The organism is Celeribacter sp. SCSIO 80788 (assembly GCF_051054295.1).
Classification (GTDB): domain Bacteria; phylum Pseudomonadota; class Alphaproteobacteria; order Rhodobacterales; family Rhodobacteraceae; genus Celeribacter.
The window spans coordinates 2848009-2866030 of record NZ_CP150482.1; the positions used below are offsets into that span (position 1 = coordinate 2848009).

Here is an 18022-nt window from a genome sequence, read left to right on the forward strand (position 1 = left end):
CACCACATTCGTTTTCGTTGAAAGAAAACGGCAAGAACCTTATGCTATGCGCTTATGGGAACAGCAAGAATTCCCTGTCGAACAGGCAAGATTCCAACACAGGACCAAACCGATGTTTCACTACTCGAGAAGCCAAAGCGGATTTTCCGCCGCTCTGACGGTCCTGCGTCTGATCTTCGTGAACACGGTGCGCCACTTACGTAAGAGCAATGGAAGCCCGATCATCGGCCTGTTGCTCAGCATCTCGCAGGCGATGGTGATGATTGTCGTCTTCTCGTTCATGTATACCATCTTTGGCGTCAGAAGCGCGGCCATTCGCGGGGATTTCCTGCTCTATCTCATGTCCGGCATCTTCCTGTTCCTAACCCACAACAAGGCGCTCGCAGCCGTTGCAGGGTCGGAAACCGCCACCTCGCCGATGATGCAGCACGCACCGATGAACACAGCCATCGCCATCATCTCATCCGCTCTGAGCGCTCTCTATATTCAGGTACTGACCATCACCGCGGTGCTCTGCGCCTACTCGCTCGGCTGGGGCACAGTGACTTTCGAAAACATACTTGGCGCGTTCGGCATGCTGCTATTGGCATGGGCCTCGGGTTCGGCGATCGGCATGGTGTTTCTGGCCGCCAGACCATGGGCTCCGGGCCTCATCCGCCTCCTGATCCAGATCTATACACGCGCCAATATGATCACCTCAGGTAAGATGTTCGTCGCCAACCAGACGCCGAACTATATGCTGGCGTTCTTTTCCTGGAACCCGCTCTTCCATACCATCGACCAAGCGCGGGGCTTTATCTTTGTCAATTACAATCCACACAAAAGTTCGATCATCTATCCAGTCGTATTTTCCCTAGTGTTCCTGACCATTGGACTTCTGGCCGAATTTTTCACCCGTAAACGCGTCTCGCTGAGCTGGAGCCGCTAACCGTTTCAGGTCACCACCCGAAGCGTCAGGTTGATCCGTCCGCCACGCGGCAAAAGCGTACTGCTTCCTGCTTTGACACGATCAACGCCATGATAGAGTAGACGCGCCTCACCGGCCATCACAAGCACATCGCCCGAACTGAGCCAGACACTTTCGGTCTTGCCACCACGGGTCAGATTGCCAACCCGAAACAACGCCTCATCCCCAAGCGAAATCGACACCACCGGCTGAGCGAAATCCGCTTCGTCACGATCCTGATGCATCCCCATCTTCGCCCCTGCGTCGTAGAAGTTGATCAGGCAACTCTCCGGCTCTCGCTTCGTGCCAGCCACGTCACGCCAGATATCGAGCGCAATCCGAGGAATCGCAGGCCAGACCAAGCCATCGGGATGCCTCTCGCTGTAACGGTAACCCTGCCGATCCGAAATCCACCCGAACCGCCCGGCCGAAGTCATGCGCACCGACATCTGTTTTCCTGACGACGTCACCGGATGAAACAGGGGTGCCTCACGCACGATTTCGCGCAGCGCCGCAACAAGCTGACCTTGCGCATCGGTCCCGATCAACCCGCGAAACAGCGTCATCCCCCGCAAATTCAACATCTCAGCCCCCTGCATCCTCACATCTCCCCCGCTTCCTCTGGAAATGACTCGATTTTTCCACACCTCAACCCCTTCGCACAACTTGCAGGCACGAAAACCCGTCCTTATATACGCCCAGAAGCCTTGATCGGACTGGTCATCAGACCTGATTGTCAGCCCGGTCAAAATCACTGGGATCGACCGCGGGTGCCGCAACGGGCCCAACGTCACAACATCGCCTAAGAGAGGATTTTGAGCATGGCCAAAGTCATCGGTATCGACCTCGGGACCACCAACTCCTGCGTTGCCATCATGGATGGTTCGCAGCCGCGAGTGATCGAAAACTCCGAAGGGGCGCGTACCACGCCCTCCATCGTCGGTTTCACCGACAGTGAACGCCTCGTCGGTCAAGCGGCCAAACGTCAGGCCGTCACCAACCCCGAAAACACCGTTTTCGCGGTCAAACGTCTGATCGGCCGTCGCATGGGCGACGAAGCCGTCGAAAAAGATAAAAAACTCGTGCCCTATTCCATCGTCGACGGTGGCAATGGTGATGCATGGGTCGAAGTGCGCGGCGACAAATACTCCCCGTCGCAAATCTCCGCCTTCATCCTTGGCAAAATGAAAGAAACCGCCGAGTCCTACCTCGGTGAGGAAGTGACGCAGGCCGTCATCACCGTTCCGGCCTATTTCAACGACGCCCAGCGTCAGGCCACCAAGGACGCCGGCAAGATCGCGGGCCTCGAAGTGCTCCGCATCATCAACGAGCCGACCGCGGCCGCGCTGGCCTATGGCCTCGACAAAGACGACACCAAAACCATCGCCGTCTATGACCTCGGCGGCGGCACCTTCGACGTCACCGTGCTCGAACTGGGCGACGGCGTGTTCGAAGTGCAGGCCACCAACGGCGACACCTTCCTCGGTGGCGAAGACTTCGACATGCGCATCGTGAACTACCTCGCCGAGGAGTTCAAAAAAGAGCATGGCGTCGATCTGACCAAAGACAAGATGGCGCTTCAGCGTCTGAAAGAAGCTGCCGAAAAAGCCAAAATCGAGCTGTCGTCTTCGTCCCAGACCGAGATCAACCAGCCGTTTATCTCGATGGACCCGTCTTCTGGCACCCCGCTTCACCTCGTGGTCAAACTGACCCGGGCGAAACTGGAAAGCCTTGTGTCCGACCTGATCAAACGCTCCATGGATCCGTGTAAAGCGGCTCTGAAAGACGCGGGCCTCACCACCTCCGACATCGACGAAGTCGTGCTTGTCGGGGGCATGACCCGTATGCCGAAAGTCATCGAAGAGGTGACCAAGTTCTTCGGCAAAGAGCCGCACAAAGGTGTGAACCCGGATGAAGTCGTGGCCATGGGCGCCGCCATTCAGGCCGGTGTTCTGCAAGGCGACGTGAAAGACGTTCTGCTGCTGGACGTGACCCCGCTGTCTCTCGGCATCGAAACGCTGGGCGGCGTGTTCACCCGCCTGATCGACCGCAACACGACGATCCCGACCAAGAAGTCGCAGATCTTCTCCACGGCCGAAGACAACCAGTCCGCCGTGACGCTCCGCGTCTTCCAGGGTGAGCGCGAAATGGCTGCCGACAACAAGATGCTCGGTCAGTTCAACCTCGAAGGCATCCCGCCGGCACCGCGCGGCATGCCGCAGATCGAAGTGACTTTCGACATCAACGCCGACGGCATCGTCGAAGTGGGTGCGAAGGACAAAGGCACCGGCAAAGAGCAAAAGATCACGATTCAGGCTTCCGGCGGTCTCTCCGACGAGGACATCGAAAAGATGGTCAAGGACGCCGAGGCGAATGCCGAAGCCGACAAGGCCCGCAAGGAACTGGTCGAAGCGAAAAACCAGGCCGAAAGCCTCATCCACTCGACCGAAAAGTCGATCGAGGAGCATGGCGACAAGGTGGATCCGACCACCATCGAAGCCATCGAACTGGCCATCGCTGCGCTCAAGGACCAGCTGGAAACCGAGAACCCGGACAAAATCCGTTCCGGCATCCAGAACGTGACCGACGCGGCCATGAAACTCGGCGAGGCCATCTATAAGGCCGAGCAGGAGAAATCCGGAGGCGCCGGGCCTGACATGGACGATGTCGATATGGGTCCGTCTTCGGTCGATGACGACATCGTCGACGCCGACTTCGAAGACCTCGACAGCGACAAACGTTCGTAAACCGTAATCGCGGACACGATCGACCGGTCCGGAAATCCGGGCCGGTCATCGCGTTCCAGAAGGAGTAAAATCCATGGCAAAACGCGATTATTATGAGGTGCTTGGTGTCAACAAGGGCGCCGATGCCGCGGAGCTGAAGAAAGCCTATCGCAAAAAAGCGATGGAATTTCACCCCGACCGCAACAAGGACAATCCCGATGCGGAAGCCAAGTTCAAGGAAGTGAACGAGGCTTACGACACGCTCAAGGACCCGGATAAGAAAGCCGCCTATGACCGCTTTGGTCATGCCGCCTTCGAACAGGGTGGCATGGGCGGCGGGCGTCCCGGTGGCGGGTTCAGCGGCGGTCAGGGCGATTTCGCCTCGGCCTTCTCCGATGTGTTCGACGACCTGTTCGGCGACTTCATGGGTGGTCCGCGCGGTGGCGGGGCCCGGTCGCGGGCTCAGCGCGGCTCGGACCTGCGTTACGACATGCGCGTCACGCTCGAAGAGGCCTATAAGGGTGCGCAAAAGACCATCAACGTTCCCACCTCCGTGGCTTGTAACAGCTGTCACGGTACGGGTGCCGCGAATGGTGCGGAACCGCAAACCTGTCCGTCCTGTTCGGGCATGGGCAAGGTCCGCGCGCAACAGGGCTTCTTCACGGTCGAACGCACCTGTCCGGCCTGTGGCGGTCTGGGTCAGATCATCAAGGATCCCTGCCCCGATTGTCACGGCGCGGGCCGTGTGGAGAAAGAGCGCTCTCTGTCGGTGAACATCCCGGCGGGTGTCGAAACCGGCACGCGCATCCGTCTCGCTGGCGAAGGCGAAGCGGGGCTGCGGGGCGGTCCGACGGGCGATCTTTACATCTTCATCGAGGTGCGTCCGCATCCGATTTTCGAGCGCGAAGGCGTCAACCTCCATTGCACCGTTCCGGTCTCGATGGCCACGGCGGCGCTTGGCGGCGACATCGAGGTTCCGACCATCGACGGCGGGCGCTCACGAGTGAAAATCCCGGCCGGCAGCCAATCTGGTCGCCAGATGCGCCTGCGTGGCAAAGGGATGCCCGCGCTGCGCGGTGGCGGGCAGGGTGACATGTTCATCGAACTTGCGGTCGAGACGCCTGTGAATCTCACCTCGAAGCAGAAAGAACTGCTTCAGGAGTTTGAAAAACTCGCCGAGGACAACAATCCCGAAAGCTCGTCCTTCTTCAAGAAGGTCAAGAATTTCTGGGACGATATGACCAGCTAAGATCATGAGACGGGGCGCTTCGGCGCCCTTTCTTAATGCCCGTTAACTCCTTTTTTAGCGAATCGGGGCACGGTTTCTGTCATGACAACGCCTGTGACCCCTTCTGCATTTCGGGAAATGCCCGACTGGCTCTTCGATCTCGAAGAGGCCCGGCCGGTTGCCCTTCCCTCGCGCCCGCCCAGCTATTTGCGCAACCACCGCAAGCATTTGCAGGAGCGGTTCTTTGAAGGTGGCGCGCAGGCGATGCCGGATTACGAGCTTCTTGAGCTCATCCTGTACCGCGCCCTGCCCCGCGCCGATGTCAAACCGATCGCCAGCGCGCTGATCGAGCATTTCGGCGATTACAACCGCGTCATCTCGGCCCCGATTCAGCGTCTTCTTGAGGTCGAAGGCATCGATCTGACCGTCGCGCAGGAACTCAAGATCGTCGAAGCCGCCGCCCACCGTCTGGCCCGCGCCCGCGTCATGCAGAGACCGGTCATTTCAAGCTGGGATGCGGTCATCGACTATTGCCACACAACGATGGCGCATCGCGAAACCGAACAGTTTCGCGTACTCTATCTCGACCGGAAAAACATCCTCATCGCCGATGAGGAACAGGCGCGCGGTACGGTCGATCACGTCCCGGTCTATCCGCGTGAGGTTGTCAAACGGGCGCTGGAACTGAATGCCTCCGCCCTGATCCTTGTCCACAATCACCCCTCGGGCGATCCGACGCCTTCGGATGCAGACATCAGCATGACGAACCAGATCCGCGATGCGGCGGAGGCGCTGGACATCCAGCTCCACGATCATCTGATCATCGGCAAATCTATCGAACTGAGCTTTCGCGGCTCCGGTTATCTCTGATCCCGGACCCAGACCTCGACCCGGCGGTTGAGCGACCGCCCCCAACCGATATCGTCACAGGCCAGCGGCATGGCTTCGCCATAGCCCTCTGCCGCCATCTGCATGTGCTCCGGCTCATAAGCCTCACCCAGCGCCTGACGCACGGCGCGCAGAACCGTTTCCGCACGACGTTTCGAAAGCGTTTTGTTGACAGCCGCCGCACCCTGCCCGTCGGAAAATCCTGCGAATGTCAGGGATTGCCCCTCGAAAACACCGGCCTCCAGAAGTTCGGCCAAAAGATGCACGTTGGAGCGAGACTGGGCATCCAGCGTGGTTGAGCCTCCTTCGAAGCGAAAGCCCAACGTCAGGCGTTTCGCGCCCTGCAAGGTATCGGTGACGTCCTGCAAATCCTTGAGAGACACCTCTTCGCCTGCATTGGTGATCGCATTGGCAAAGCGCCGCCCCTGATCGCGGAACGACAATTCATCGACGCCCTGATCGACGAAATCGGTCCGCGCCACAACGATCTGTGCCGCCGGCGAGCGCACGAAAGCAAGAAATTCGCGCGCTAAAACAGGCAAACGTCGCGCCGGAGTATAGAGGAAAACCGGACGCGTGAGCGGGTAGTCTTCGGTCTTGATGTCGGAGGGCATCGCCTCCGCCTCGAAGCCGCAAGCACCGCTCAGACCCACAGCCTTGACCGCACCGCCCTCGGACATGCGCCCAAGCCCGATGGCATAAGGGTCCTGCTCCACCGCCGCAACAAGTCCATCGTAGCGGTCATGCAACTGCACCACCCCTTCCGGCACCTCGACACCCCGCCCGAGAATCATCCGGCGAAACTCACTGCCCTCCCGCAGATCGTCGCGCATCAGATGCGGCACCACCGGCGCATCGCCGCCGCCAATCTCCAGCCAATTGGTGATCTTGCCCGTGAAAATTCCCGCCAGATCGGCAAGCGACAGCCGCTCGATCCGGTTGGAACGCGACACCACCGGGATCAGCGCATCCAGAGCAACGACCCGTGCCCTCAGCGGGTCGGAGAGATCCCCTACACCTGCATCAAAGGCCAAAACCATCTCGCTCGGCGCGACCTTGCGCAGAGACAGGACGATATCGGTGTTCTCCGCCACCAGATCGGCGAAACCTTCGGAACTCGACGTATCGGACAGGAGAAATTCTCCCACCGTCAGATCGTTGTCTGCATCGGTCAGAATCATGGAGGTCAGGCCCAACTCGGGCGTGCTCGTAGCCACCGCATAGCCATTGCGCATGGCGAAGGCGGTTACGAGCGCCGGCAGGAGCGTGCGCGTGCCCTGAGCATCACCCGACATCCGGACCTGCGCATAATAGCCATCGAGATCGGGGCACCCCGGCCCTTCACAGCGCACACCGGAGCCGTCGACGGTGAGCACCCCGAGATCGGTGTCCACCCGATAGAATTCACCATCGAAACTGAGAAACGTGCCGCTAATCGCAATCGAACCGTCACGAGACAGAAGATCGACATCTTGCGCTGCGGCGGGCTGTGACATGACCAGACAGGCGAGGAGGCCGAGCACGGAAAATTTCAACATGGGCGAGCCTCTGCGCTTTGAAACCATTGGCGAAAACTACCGTGCCGCCGGGAAATCAACAAGCAATGAAAAAGGCCCGCGCTTTCGCACGGGCCCGTTTTCGATCTGACGCCGGATCACACGGCGCCGTGGCAATGTTTGAATTTCTTGCCCGAGCCACAGGGGCAGAGATCGTTGCGCCCCGGATTGCCCCAGGTCGAGGGATCGTTTTCGTCGAACCCCGGAACGGCGTTCGGGTGCCCCTCTTCCGGTTCGTCCACCGGCTGCGGCGTTGCCCCGGCAGCGAGAGCCGCCTGTTGCTCCATGAGCTGTTGCAACATGGCGTTGCGCTCTTCCTCGGTCATCGGACGCACACGGGAGAGCTTTTGCGTCACTTCGCTGCGCAGGCTGTCGAGCATGCTCTCGAACAACTGGAAGCTTTCGTTCTTGTACTCGTTAAGCGGATCACGCTGGGCATAGCCACGGAAGCCGACCACGGAGCGCAGATGCTCGAGCGTCAGCAGATGTTCACGCCATTTGCTGTCGATCGTGTTCAACAGGAACTGTTTCTCGATCTGGCGCATCTGGTCGGCGCCAAAAGCCGCTTCCTTCTCCGCCATCATGGTGTCGGAGAGTTCGGAAATCCGCTCGCTGATCACCTCGTCATCGACGCCCTCTTCCTCAGCCCAGTCCTTGACCGGCAGATCCATGTTGAGCATCTCTGCAATGCTTTTGTGCAGCCGCTCGATGTCCCACTGATCCGGGTAGGATTTCGGCGGGATCGCCTCCTCCACCAGATCCTCGATCACCTCATGACGCATGTCCTCGACGATCTCGTTGACGTTCTCCGATTCCATGATGTCGCGACGTTGGGAGAACACCACCTTGCGTTGGTCGTTCATCACGTCGTCGAATTTCAGAAGCTGTTTGCGGATGTCGAAGTTGCGTCCTTCGACCTTCGCCTGCGCCTTTTCGAGCGATTTGTTGACCCAGGGGTGGACGATAGCCTCCCCCTCTTTCATCCCAAGCGACGACAACATCTTGTCGAGACGCTCGGAACCGAAAATCCGCATCAGATCATCATCGAGCGACAGGAAGAACAAGGAACGCCCCGGGTCGCCCTGACGCCCGGACCGACCGCGCAACTGGTTGTCGATACGACGGGATTCGTGGCGTTCGGTAGCCAGAACGTAAAGCCCACCCGCGTCGAGAACGCGTTTTTCTTCTTCGGCATGTTCCGCCTCGATCCGCGCACGGATTTCATCAGGTTCGGCCTCGGGGTTGGCGGCGATGGCGTCCATCACGGACATCTCGACATTGCCGCCGAGTTTGATGTCGGTGCCGCGCCCGGCCATGTTGGTGGCGATGGTCACCGCACCGAATTTACCGGCGTCGGCAACGATCTGCGCTTCCTGTTCGTGGTGACGGGCGTTGAGCACGTTATGCGTAACACCCTCACGAGTGAGGAGCTGTGACAGCTGTTCTGATTTCTCGATGGAGGTGGTGCCGACCAGAACCGGCTGACCCTTTTCGTGCGCCTCCTTGATCGACTCGACCACGGCCGCAAGTTTTTCGGCCTCGGTGCGATACACCCGGTCGTGTTCGTCGATCCGCTGAATCGGACGGTTGGTCGGCACTTCGACCACACCCAGCTTGTAGATCTCCATAAACTCTTCGGCCTCGGTCGCGGCCGTCCCGGTCATACCGGAGAGTTTGTCATAGAGACGGAAATAGTTCTGGAAGGTCACCGAAGCCATGGTGATGTTCTCGGGCTTGATTTCCAGCCCTTCCTTGGCCTCGATCGCCTGATGCAGACCTTCGGAGAGACGACGCCCGGACATCATGCGCCCGGTGAACTCGTCGATCAACATCGCCTCGCCGTTGCGCACGATGTAATGCACGCCGTTCTGGAACAGCTTGTGCGCGCGCAGGCCCTGGTTGACGTGGTGCACGATGGTGGTGCTTTCCGGATCGTACAGGGTCTGACCCTCCGGAAGGAAACCGGCCTCATGCAGACGTTTTTCGAGATATTCGTTGCCCTCTTCGGTGAAGGTCACCTGACGGGTTTTCTCGTCGATCTCGTAATGCTCTTCGGTCAGTTCCGGGATCAGCGCGTCGATAGCTTTGTAAAGCTCGGACCGGTCGTCCGAGGGACCCGAAATGATCAGCGGCGTCCTCGCCTCGTCGATCAGGATCGAGTCGACCTCGTCAACGATGGCAAAATGATGCCCGCGCTGAACCATGTCCTTCAGCTCGGATTTCATGTTGTCGCGCAGGTAATCGAAGCCCAGCTCGTTGTTCGTCGCATAGGTCACGTCGCAGGCATAGGCCGCGCGCTTCTCGGCTTCGGGCTGGTTCGAATAGATCGAGGAACAGCTCATGCCGAGCGCTTCGAAGACATTCGTCATCCATTCGGCGTCGCGCTTGGCAAGGTATTCGTTGACCGTCACCACGTGAACGCCCTTGCCGGTCAGGGCGTTCAGATAGGACGGGAAGGTCGCGACGAGCGTCTTGCCCTCACCGGTCTTCATCTCGGCGATATTGCCCTGATGCAGGAAGATGCCGCCCATAAGCTGGGTGTCGAAGGCGCGCAGGCCAAGTGCACGGCGCGCAGCCTCGCGACAGTTGGCAAACGCCTCCGGCAAAAGCGCATCGAGGCTCTCGCCCTCGGCCACCCGTTTCTTGAATTCTTCCGTTTTCGCGATCAGGCCCGCGTCGTCGAGTTTCTCGAACTCCGGCTCCAGCGCGTTGATCTTGGCCACGAGAGGTCGGGTCGCCTTGATCTTGCGATCATTGGGGGTTCCGAAAACCTTTTTCGCGAGTGTACCGATGCCCAGCATATTTTCTCCGCTCGATGCGTCCTGACAGGATCGTGTGAGAGGAGGGATTGCCCCGTTGCCTCACAACCCATAGAAACAGGCGCAAAGGCTCCTCTTCAGTGACCTATCGCGATGTAAGGGGCCATATCATGAGTGTCAACGTCGCGCCCCGGAATGGCGCCGACAGGAAGGATTTTCTCGATGAAATACCGCATTTCCGCCACCGCAGCCCTGTTTTCGGTGGCAATCGGTGTGGCAGCACCCTCATTTGCCGAAGATATGACCGCAAACACCGTGGTTGCGCGTGTCAACGGAGTCGAAATCACCCTCGGCAACATCATTGCAGCGCGTCAATCCCTGCCGGATCAGTACCAAAGCCTGCCCGATGCACAGCTTTTTGATGGTATCGTGAACCAAATCGTGCAGCAGGAACTGCTGAAACAGTCCGCCGGCGACATCACCGACGCGCTGAAATACCAGCTCGCCAACGAGGAACGCGTTCTGATCGCAGGTCACGCCCTTGAAACCATCGCCGATGCCGCTGTGACCGACGAAGCGCTCAAGGCCGCCTATGACGCGAAATTCGCCGAATTCGAACCGGGCCGCGAATATCATGCGGCGCATATTCTCGTCGAAACCGAGGACGAGGCGAAAGCGATCATCGAAGAACTGAACAACGGCGCCGATTTCGCCGATCTCGCCCGCGAGAAATCCACCGGCCCGTCGGGTCCGAACGGTGGCGATCTCGGTTGGTTCGGCAAGGGCATGATGGTCGCGCCCTTCGAGGACGCCGTGGTGAACATGGAGGAAGGCGCGATTTCCGAACCGGTTCAGACCCAGTTCGGCTGGCACGTTATCAAATTGATGGAAACCCGACTGGCCGAAGTACCGCCGCTCGAGGACGTTCAGGACGAACTGACTGCCGATATTCAGGAACAGGCCATCCGCGCGAAACTCGACTCGCTCGAAACCGAGGGCGATGTGGAGATGGTCGAAGGCATCGAGCCCTCCGCCCTGCGGATGGACGATCTGCTCGCAAACTGACGTCACCTTTGAGGATCGCCGACCATGGCCAAGATTGATCACGTTTCTCCTCTTGCCCCGAAAGCGGGCTTTCCTGACCTGCCCGTGATCGAGGGGGTGCGTTTTGCCGCCCTCGAGGCCGGGGTGCGTTACGCCGGTCGGACCGATGTCATGCTGGCCGAACTGTGCGAGGGCACGGCCGTGGCCGGTGTCTTTACCCGCTCGACCACCCGCTCCGCGGCGGTGATCGACTGTCAGGACAAGATCGGTCTCGATCTTCCGGGCAAGGCGGCGATCCTCGTAAACTCCGGCAACTCCAATGCCTTCACCGGCAAGAGCGGCTTTGACTCAGTGGCGAAAATCACCGCCGCCGTTGCCGAAGAGATGGGGATCGAACAGAACCGCGTCTTTACCTCCTCGACCGGGGTGATCGGCGAGCCGATCAAATGGGAGCGGATCACGGCGAAGATCAGCGATTTGAACGCCACCCTCGATGAAAACGCGATGGAAATGGCCGCCCGTGCGATCATGACCACCGACACCTTCCCCAAAGGCGCAACGCAAACCGTTTCGCTCAACGGTGTCGATGTCAAAATCGCGGGCTTTGCCAAAGGCTCCGGCATGATCGCGCCCGATATGGCAACCATGCTGTGCTATATCTTCACCGATGCGGCGATCACCCGCGACGTGCTGCAACAATGCCTCTGGCTCGACAATGCCAAGACCTTCAACTGCGTGACGGTCGATGGCGACACCTCGACCTCCGACACGGTTCTGGTGGCTGCGACGGGCAAATCCGGCATGGACCCGATCACCGATTTCGCCGATCCGCGCGTCCATGACTTCCGCGAAGCTCTGCATGCGGTGATGAAGGATCTCGCAATCCAGATCGCCCGCGACGGCGAGGGCGCCACCAAACTGATCGAAGTGCAGGTCACCGGCGCCAATGCCAGCGGTCCGGCGCATCGCGTCGCCATGGCGATTGCCAATTCACCGCTGGTGAAAACCGCCGTTGCTGGCGAAGACCCGAACTGGGGCCGTATCGTCATGGCGGTCGGCAAATCCGGCGAACGCGCTGAACGCGATCGTCTGACCATCTGGTTCGGCGATATTCTGGTCGCCGAAAACGGCTGGGTCTCCCCCACCTATTCTGAAGAGGCCGGGGCCGCCTATATGAAGAATGACGAGATCGTCATTCGCGTCGATCTCGGTCTCGACAATGGGGTTGCGACGGTCTGGACCTGCGATCTCACCCATGGCTACATCACGATCAACGCGGATTATCGCTCGTGAAGCTGGTTCTTGTCTCTGCCGTGGCCCTCATTGATGTTGAGGGCCGCGTGCTTTTGGCGCAACGCCCCGAAGGTAAATCCCTGGCCGGGTTGTGGGAATTTCCGGGCGGCAAGGTTGAGCCGGGTGAAACGCCGGAAGCGGCCTTGGTGCGTGAATTGCACGAGGAGCTCGGGATTGAGACCTGGAATTCCTGCCTCGCCCCGCTGACTTTCGCCTCTCACAGCTACGACGATTTTCACCTGATGATGCCGCTGTTTGCTTGTCGCAAATGGAATGGAATTCCGACTCCCCGCGAAGGGCAGGTGTTGAAATGGGCGAAAGCTTCGGAACTGCGCGATTACCCCATGCCGCCGGCTGATATTCCCCTGATTCCAATTCTTCGCGACCTACTTTGAATTGCTGCAAAGCAGAAAAGCTGTTTTCTTTCAAAAGTCCGCGAATTTGCACAACATTTATGCTTAATAGCGGCCATTGTCTTAAATTTGTAAATGATTTTGAACCACATATCATGTAAAACTCAGGTAACGTCATTCAACTTGGGGATAAAGCAATGATGCGTTCGATCACTCTTGGAAAGTACATTTCCGTTCAGGGTCGCTATGTTGGCGAAACCGACAACGGAAAAATTCAGGTGCGCGTCGGCGACAAGACTTTCGTCGGCAAGCCCGTGTCCTACACCAAGGCCGCCTGATCCCACCTTATTCAGGTACAGTTTCACAAAAAAGGCGCGCTCAACGAGCGCGCCTTTTGCTTTGGCCCCACGGAGCGGGATCGTCAACTCAGTCGAGCTGACGTTCCACTTCTTCGCGTTCGAAAATCTCGATGACATCGTTCGGACGGACATCATCGTAATTCTCAAAGGCCATCCCGCATTCCTGACCGGAAATAACCTCTTTGACCTCATCCTTGAAGCGCTTGAGCGTCTTCAGAGTACCTTCGTGGATCACAACATCGTCGCGCAGCAGACGAACGCCAGCGGAACGACGTGCCACACCTTCGGTGACGAGACAACCGGCCACCTTGCCCACACCGGAGACCTTGAAGACCTCTTTGATCTGCGCATAACCGATAAAGTTTTCGCGGATCTCGGCGGACAGAAGACCGGAAGCCGCCGCTTTCACGTCATCCACAAGATCGTAGATCACGGAGTAATAGCGGATTTCCACGCCCTTCTGGTTCGCGGCATTGCGCGCGGGCGCATTGGCACGAACGTTGAAGCCGATGACCGGCGCGCCGGAGGCTTCGGCCAAGCCGATGTCGGTTTCGGTGATCGCGCCCACACCATAGTGGAGCACGCGCACACGCACCTCGTCGTTGCCGATTTTTTCCATCGCCTGAACGATGGCTTCGGCAGAGCCTTGCACGTCGGCTTTGACCAGAATCGGCAGTTCCTTGACGTTCTCGTCCGCTTTGGCTTTCGCCAAAAGCTGATCGAGGGTCGTCGCGGCGCCGGCGGCAGCACGTTTGTCTTTCGCGGCCTGTTCGCGGTATTCGGCGATCTCGCGGGCCTGTGCCTCGGTCTCGACAACGTTGAGCACGTCACCGGCTTCCGGCGTCCCGTTGAGACCCAGCACCTCGACCGGCACAGACGGACCGGCCTCATCGACACGGTCGCCCTTGTCGTTGACCAGCGCACGGACTTTACCCCATTGCTCACCCACAACGAAGATATCGCCACGTTTGAGCGTACCTTTCTGGATCAGAACGGTCGCAACCGGACCACGCCCCACGTCGAGCTGAGCTTCGATCACGGCACCTTCTGCGGCACGATCCGGGTTGGCTTTGAGCTCAAGAATTTCGGCCTGAAGCGCGATGGCTTCGAGCAGATTGTCGAGCCCCATGCCCGTTTTGGCAGAGACTTCAACGTCCTGCACCTCACCAGACATTTCCTCCACGATCACCTCGTGTTGGAGAAGTTCGGTGCGCACTTTCAACGGGTCCGCTCCCGGCTTGTCGCATTTGTTGATCGCCACGATCATCGGCACATTCGCCGCTTTGGCGTGGGCAATCGCCTCGACCGTTTGCGGCATGACCGAGTCATCGGCCGCCACAACCAGAACCACGATGTCCGTCACCTGCGCCCCGCGGGAGCGCATGGAGGTAAAGGCGGCGTGGCCCGGCGTATCGAGGAAGGTCAGCACAGAACCCGACTCCGTCGTCACCTGATAGGCGCCGATGTGCTGGGTAATCCCGCCCGCTTCGCCGGAGGTCACGTTGGCATGACGGATCGCATCGAGCAGGGAGGTCTTCCCGTGGTCGACGTGGCCCATGATGGTGATCACCGGCGGACGCGGTTTCAGATCTTCCGCCTTGTCGTCAACCGACTGGATCACATCCTCGACGTCAGCATCGGACACACGCTGGATGCGGTGGCCGAATTCCTCGACGATCAACTCGGCCGTGTCGGCGTCGATCGACTGGTTCTGCGTAACCATCATGCCCATTTTCATGAGCGATTTCACAACATCAGCCACGCGTTCGGCCATGCGGTTCGCCAGTTCGGAGACCACGATGGTTTCCGGAACCTGCACGTCACGCACGATTTTCTCGCGCGAATCCGCCCCACCCATCGCCTTCTGGCGCATACGTTCCTGTTTGCGCTTCATCGCGGCCATCGAGCGCTGACGCCCGCCTTCGCCACCGTCGAGCGCCTGTTTGATGGTCAACTTACCGGAACGACGATTGTCGTCGCCTTTGCTGCGCCCGCCCCGATCATCGGGCTCACGGGTTTCACGCCCACGCACCGGGGTCGCAACGCGTCCGCCACGTTCCTGTTTCTGTATCGCAGCCTGCGCGGCAGCCGGATCATCCGTCTTCTCGGCAGGAGCAGCCGGTGCCGGTTTCTTAGCCGCGGATTTCGCCGCTGCTTCGCGTTTCTTGGCCTCTTCGGCCTCACGCGCCACACGGGCGTCCTCTTCTTCCTTGGCTTTCAGCGCGGCTTCACGCTCCGCCTCTTCGCGGGCCTTTTCCTCGATTTCACGACGACGACGCTCGCGCTCTTCTTCGCGGGCTTTCTCTTCTTCTTCGCGCTTTTTCGCCTCTTCGGCCTCTGCCGCTTTCGCAGCGGCAAGTGCCTTCATCCGGCGCTCCATTTCCACATCGGAAATGCCAGCCGGACGTTTCGACGGATCGCCCAACGCAGGGTTGCCCGAGCCCGACGACTTGGACGCACCCGGCTTCGGCACCACGACACGTTTGCGTTTGGTTTCCACCACGACATTCTTCGTGCGCCCGTGCGAGAAGCTCTGCTTCACCGAACCGGAACCGCCACGAAGGCCGAGGGTTTTCTTGCCGTCTGTATCGCTCATTTCGTCGTCTTACCCTTCCCGGTGGAGCCCTCTCCACCGATTGTCTCGCGCACGCCCATAAGGCGGTTGGCATCCTCTACAACACGTTTTGCGAGTCCGCCACCTGAGAGCGCGCCATGTATCACACTTTCGCGGCCAAAAGCCAAACCCAATTCGGAACTGGTCAAATGCCCGAACCAACGCCCGCCTTCGGGCGTCCAAAGTTTGCCTTTTCCGCGTTCCGAGCCATCCGACGCCTGAAGCAGCACTTTCGCATGCCCGTCCGCCAGCCAGCTTTTAACCTTTTCAAATCCACAGACCGCCTGACCCGCCTTTCGGGCGAGTGAGATCAGATGCACCACCCGATCCGCCAAGCCCGCTTCCAGCAGGTCGACAAACCCGTCCGGCACAGTGACCGGCTGACGCGCGGCTTTTGCAAAGAGGTTTTTCTTCACAGCCTCTTCAAGGGCGGCACGATCCGCGCTCACCCAAAAGCCCCGGCCCGGCAGTTTCTCGGCCAGATCGGGAACGATGAGCCCGTCAGGCGCCACAACGAACCGGATGAGACCACGCCGCGGCTCTGCCTCGCGCGTGACGATGCAACGCCGCTCCGCCTCATCTTTAACTGTCGTGTGTCCGCCTCTGCTCATCGCTCACCTTTTCATAAACGAGGCCCGATCAGGCCTCGCTCTCCTCTTCGGTTTCCTCAACCTCTTCCTCGGATTCGAGATCGGCCGGGTCCACCCAGCCAAGCTGAATGCGCGCGGTCATCACGAGGTTTTGGGCTTCTTCGAGAGACACGTCGAACTTTTCGAGGACACCATCGTCCTTGACGCGTTCGCCGTTCACCGTGGTCCAGCCACCGGCCAGCTCCCAGTCGGCGCAGGTCGCGAAATCTTCAAGCGACTTCACGCCATCCTCGGCCAATGCCTCAATCATCTGGGGTGTCAGACCGTCGAAATCAACCAGGCTGTCTTCCACCCCCAGCTCGCGGGCATGTTCCATCGCCTTACGATTGGCTTCTTCGAGCACGTCACGGGCGCGGGCCTGAAGCTCGTTCGCGGTATCTTCGTCCACGCCGTCGATCACCAGAAGCTCGTCAACGTCGACATAGGCGACCTCTTCGAGGTTGGTGAAGCCTTCGGAGACCAGAAGCTGAGCGAAGAATTCGTCCAGATCGAGGCTGTCCATGAAGAGCTGCGTGCGGGCCGCGAATTCTTTCTGGCGACGCTCGGATTCTTCGGCTTCGGTCAGGATGTCGATGTCCAGACCCGTCAGCTGAGACGCCAGACGCACGTTCTGACCGCGACGACCGATGGCGAGCGAAAGCTGCTCGTCCGGCACCACGACTTCGATCTTGCCAGCATCCTCGTCGAGCACCACTTTCGTGACCTCGGCCGGTTGCAGCGCGTTGACGAGGAAGGTCGGCGCATCGTCATTCCACGGAATGATGTCGATTTTCTCGCCCTGAAGCTCGTTGACCACGGCCTGCACACGCGAACCGCGCATACCGACGCAGGCCCCGACCGGGTCGATGGAGTTGTCATAGGAAATCACGGCGATTTTCGCGCGCGACCCCGGGTCGCGGGCCACGGCTTTGATCTCGATGATGCCGTCGTAGATCTCCGGCACTTCCATTTTGAACAGTTCGGCCATGAATTCCGGCGCGGTGCGGGACAGGAACACCTGCGGCCCACGCACTTCGCGGCGCACATCTTTGATGTAGCAGCGCACACGGTCGTTCGGGCGATAGGTCTCGCGGCCGATCTTTTCATTGCGGCGCAGAATGCCTTCGCCGCGACCGATATCGACGATCACGTTGCCGTATTCTTCGCGTTTCACCACACCGTTGATGATGGTGCCCACGCGGTCTTTGAACTCGTCGTACTGACGGTCACGCTCGGCTTCGCGCACTTTCTGCAAAATGACCTGCTTCGCGGATTGCGCGGCGATCCGGCCAAGCTCCACCGGCGGAACCTCGTCCTTGATCTCGTCGCCGATCTGCGGGTCGGCCATGTACTGCTTGGCCTGCTCAACGGTCAACTCAGCTTGGTAGTTCTCAAGCTCTTCATCTTCCACGACCGTGCGCACACGGGTGAACGTGGCGCGGCCGGTCTTGCGGTCGATGTGGACGCGGATGTCCATCTCGGAGCCGTAGCGCGACTTCGCGGCACGGGCGAGGGACTCTTCCATCGCTTCGACCACGAGGTTCGGGTCGATCATCTTCTCGCGGGCCACGGCCTCGGCGGTTTGCAACAGCTCAAGCTGGTTTGCAGAGGTGATTGCCATATTCAG

14 protein-coding genes are annotated in these 18022 nt (G+C 59.5%); 8 read left to right on the plus strand and 6 right to left on the minus strand.

Going from position 1 to position 18022, the window contains the following annotated elements; all coding sequences use genetic code 11:
- Positions 1-112: 112 nt before the first annotated feature.
- Positions 113-928: an ABC transporter permease gene (locus tag V1471_RS14370; RefSeq protein ID WP_434289705.1), complete on the plus strand. Its 816-nt coding sequence runs from the start codon at positions 113-115 to the stop codon at positions 926-928.
- Between the two features lie 5 nt (positions 929-933).
- Here V1471_RS14370 and V1471_RS14375 read toward each other — a convergent pair whose 3' ends face one another.
- Positions 934-1530, minus strand: coding sequence for an alpha-ketoglutarate-dependent dioxygenase AlkB family protein (locus V1471_RS14375; protein WP_434289706.1), 597 nt, complete (start codon positions 1528-1530; stop codon positions 934-936).
- 237 nt (positions 1531-1767) lie between these two features.
- Between V1471_RS14375 and dnaK the strand changes: the two genes are divergently transcribed.
- The 3 genes from dnaK (at position 1768) to radC (ending at position 5770) form a co-directional block, all read left to right on the plus strand.
- Positions 1768-3693, plus strand: coding sequence for a molecular chaperone DnaK (gene dnaK / locus V1471_RS14380; RefSeq protein WP_434289707.1), 1926 nt, complete (start codon positions 1768-1770; stop codon positions 3691-3693).
- 73 nt (positions 3694-3766) lie between these two features.
- Positions 3767-4921 (plus strand): molecular chaperone DnaJ, encoded by a 1155-nt coding sequence (dnaJ, locus tag V1471_RS14385; protein ID WP_434289708.1) that lies wholly within the window; start codon positions 3767-3769, stop codon positions 4919-4921.
- Between the two features lie 117 nt (positions 4922-5038).
- Positions 5039-5770, plus strand: coding sequence for a RadC family protein (gene radC, locus V1471_RS14390; protein WP_434289709.1), 732 nt, complete (start codon positions 5039-5041; stop codon positions 5768-5770).
- Here radC and V1471_RS14395 read toward each other — a convergent pair.
- On the minus strand, positions 5761-7326 hold the full coding sequence (locus V1471_RS14395) for a phosphate ABC transporter substrate-binding/OmpA family protein (RefSeq protein WP_434289710.1): 1566 nt from the start codon (positions 7324-7326) through the stop codon (positions 5761-5763). The genes radC and V1471_RS14395 overlap by 10 nt on opposite strands.
- A gap of 116 nt (positions 7327-7442) precedes the next feature.
- The gene (gene secA, locus V1471_RS14400) at positions 7443-10145 is read right to left on the minus strand and encodes a preprotein translocase subunit SecA (protein ID WP_434289711.1); all 2703 of its coding nucleotides are present in this window, start codon (positions 10143-10145) and stop codon (positions 7443-7445) included.
- 180 nt (positions 10146-10325) lie between these two features.
- On the opposite strand from secA, the gene V1471_RS14405 reads away from it, so the two are divergent.
- The 4 genes from V1471_RS14405 (at position 10326) to V1471_RS14420 (ending at position 13131) form a co-directional block, all read left to right on the plus strand.
- Positions 10326-11168 (plus strand): peptidylprolyl isomerase, encoded by an 843-nt coding sequence (locus tag V1471_RS14405; RefSeq protein ID WP_434289712.1) that lies wholly within the window; start codon positions 10326-10328, stop codon positions 11166-11168.
- A 24-nt stretch (positions 11169-11192) separates the two neighbouring features.
- A complete protein-coding gene (argJ, locus tag V1471_RS14410) occupies positions 11193-12440 on the plus strand; it encodes a bifunctional glutamate N-acetyltransferase/amino-acid acetyltransferase ArgJ (protein ID WP_434289713.1) in 1248 nt (415 codons plus the stop codon).
- On the plus strand, positions 12437-12835 hold the full coding sequence (gene mutT, locus V1471_RS14415; RefSeq protein ID WP_434289714.1) for an 8-oxo-dGTP diphosphatase MutT: 399 nt from the start codon (positions 12437-12439) through the stop codon (positions 12833-12835). Before argJ ends, mutT begins: the two co-directional genes overlap by 4 nt.
- Before the next feature lie 155 nt (positions 12836-12990).
- Positions 12991-13131 carry a hypothetical protein gene (locus V1471_RS14420; protein ID WP_096806137.1) on the plus strand — a complete coding sequence of 47 codons (141 nt, stop codon included), beginning with the start codon at positions 12991-12993 and terminating at the stop codon, positions 13129-13131.
- An 88-nt stretch (positions 13132-13219) separates the two neighbouring features.
- Here V1471_RS14420 and infB read toward each other — a convergent pair whose 3' ends face one another.
- From infB to nusA, 3 genes are read right to left on the minus strand one after another with little or no spacing between them, the layout of a single operon-like run.
- Complete coding sequence (infB, locus tag V1471_RS14425) at positions 13220-15748, minus strand: translation initiation factor IF-2 (RefSeq protein WP_434289715.1); 2529 nt, start codon at positions 15746-15748, stop codon at positions 13220-13222.
- Entirely contained in the window at positions 15745-16377 is a 633-nt protein-coding gene (locus V1471_RS14430; protein WP_434289716.1) for an RNA-binding protein, read from the minus strand. Before V1471_RS14430 ends, infB begins: the two co-directional genes overlap by 4 nt.
- 28 nt (positions 16378-16405) lie before the next feature.
- Positions 16406-18016, minus strand: a complete 1611-nt coding sequence (gene nusA, locus V1471_RS14435) for a transcription termination factor NusA (RefSeq protein ID WP_434289717.1) — start codon at positions 18014-18016, stop codon at positions 16406-16408.
- Positions 18017-18022: the final 6 nt, after the last annotated feature.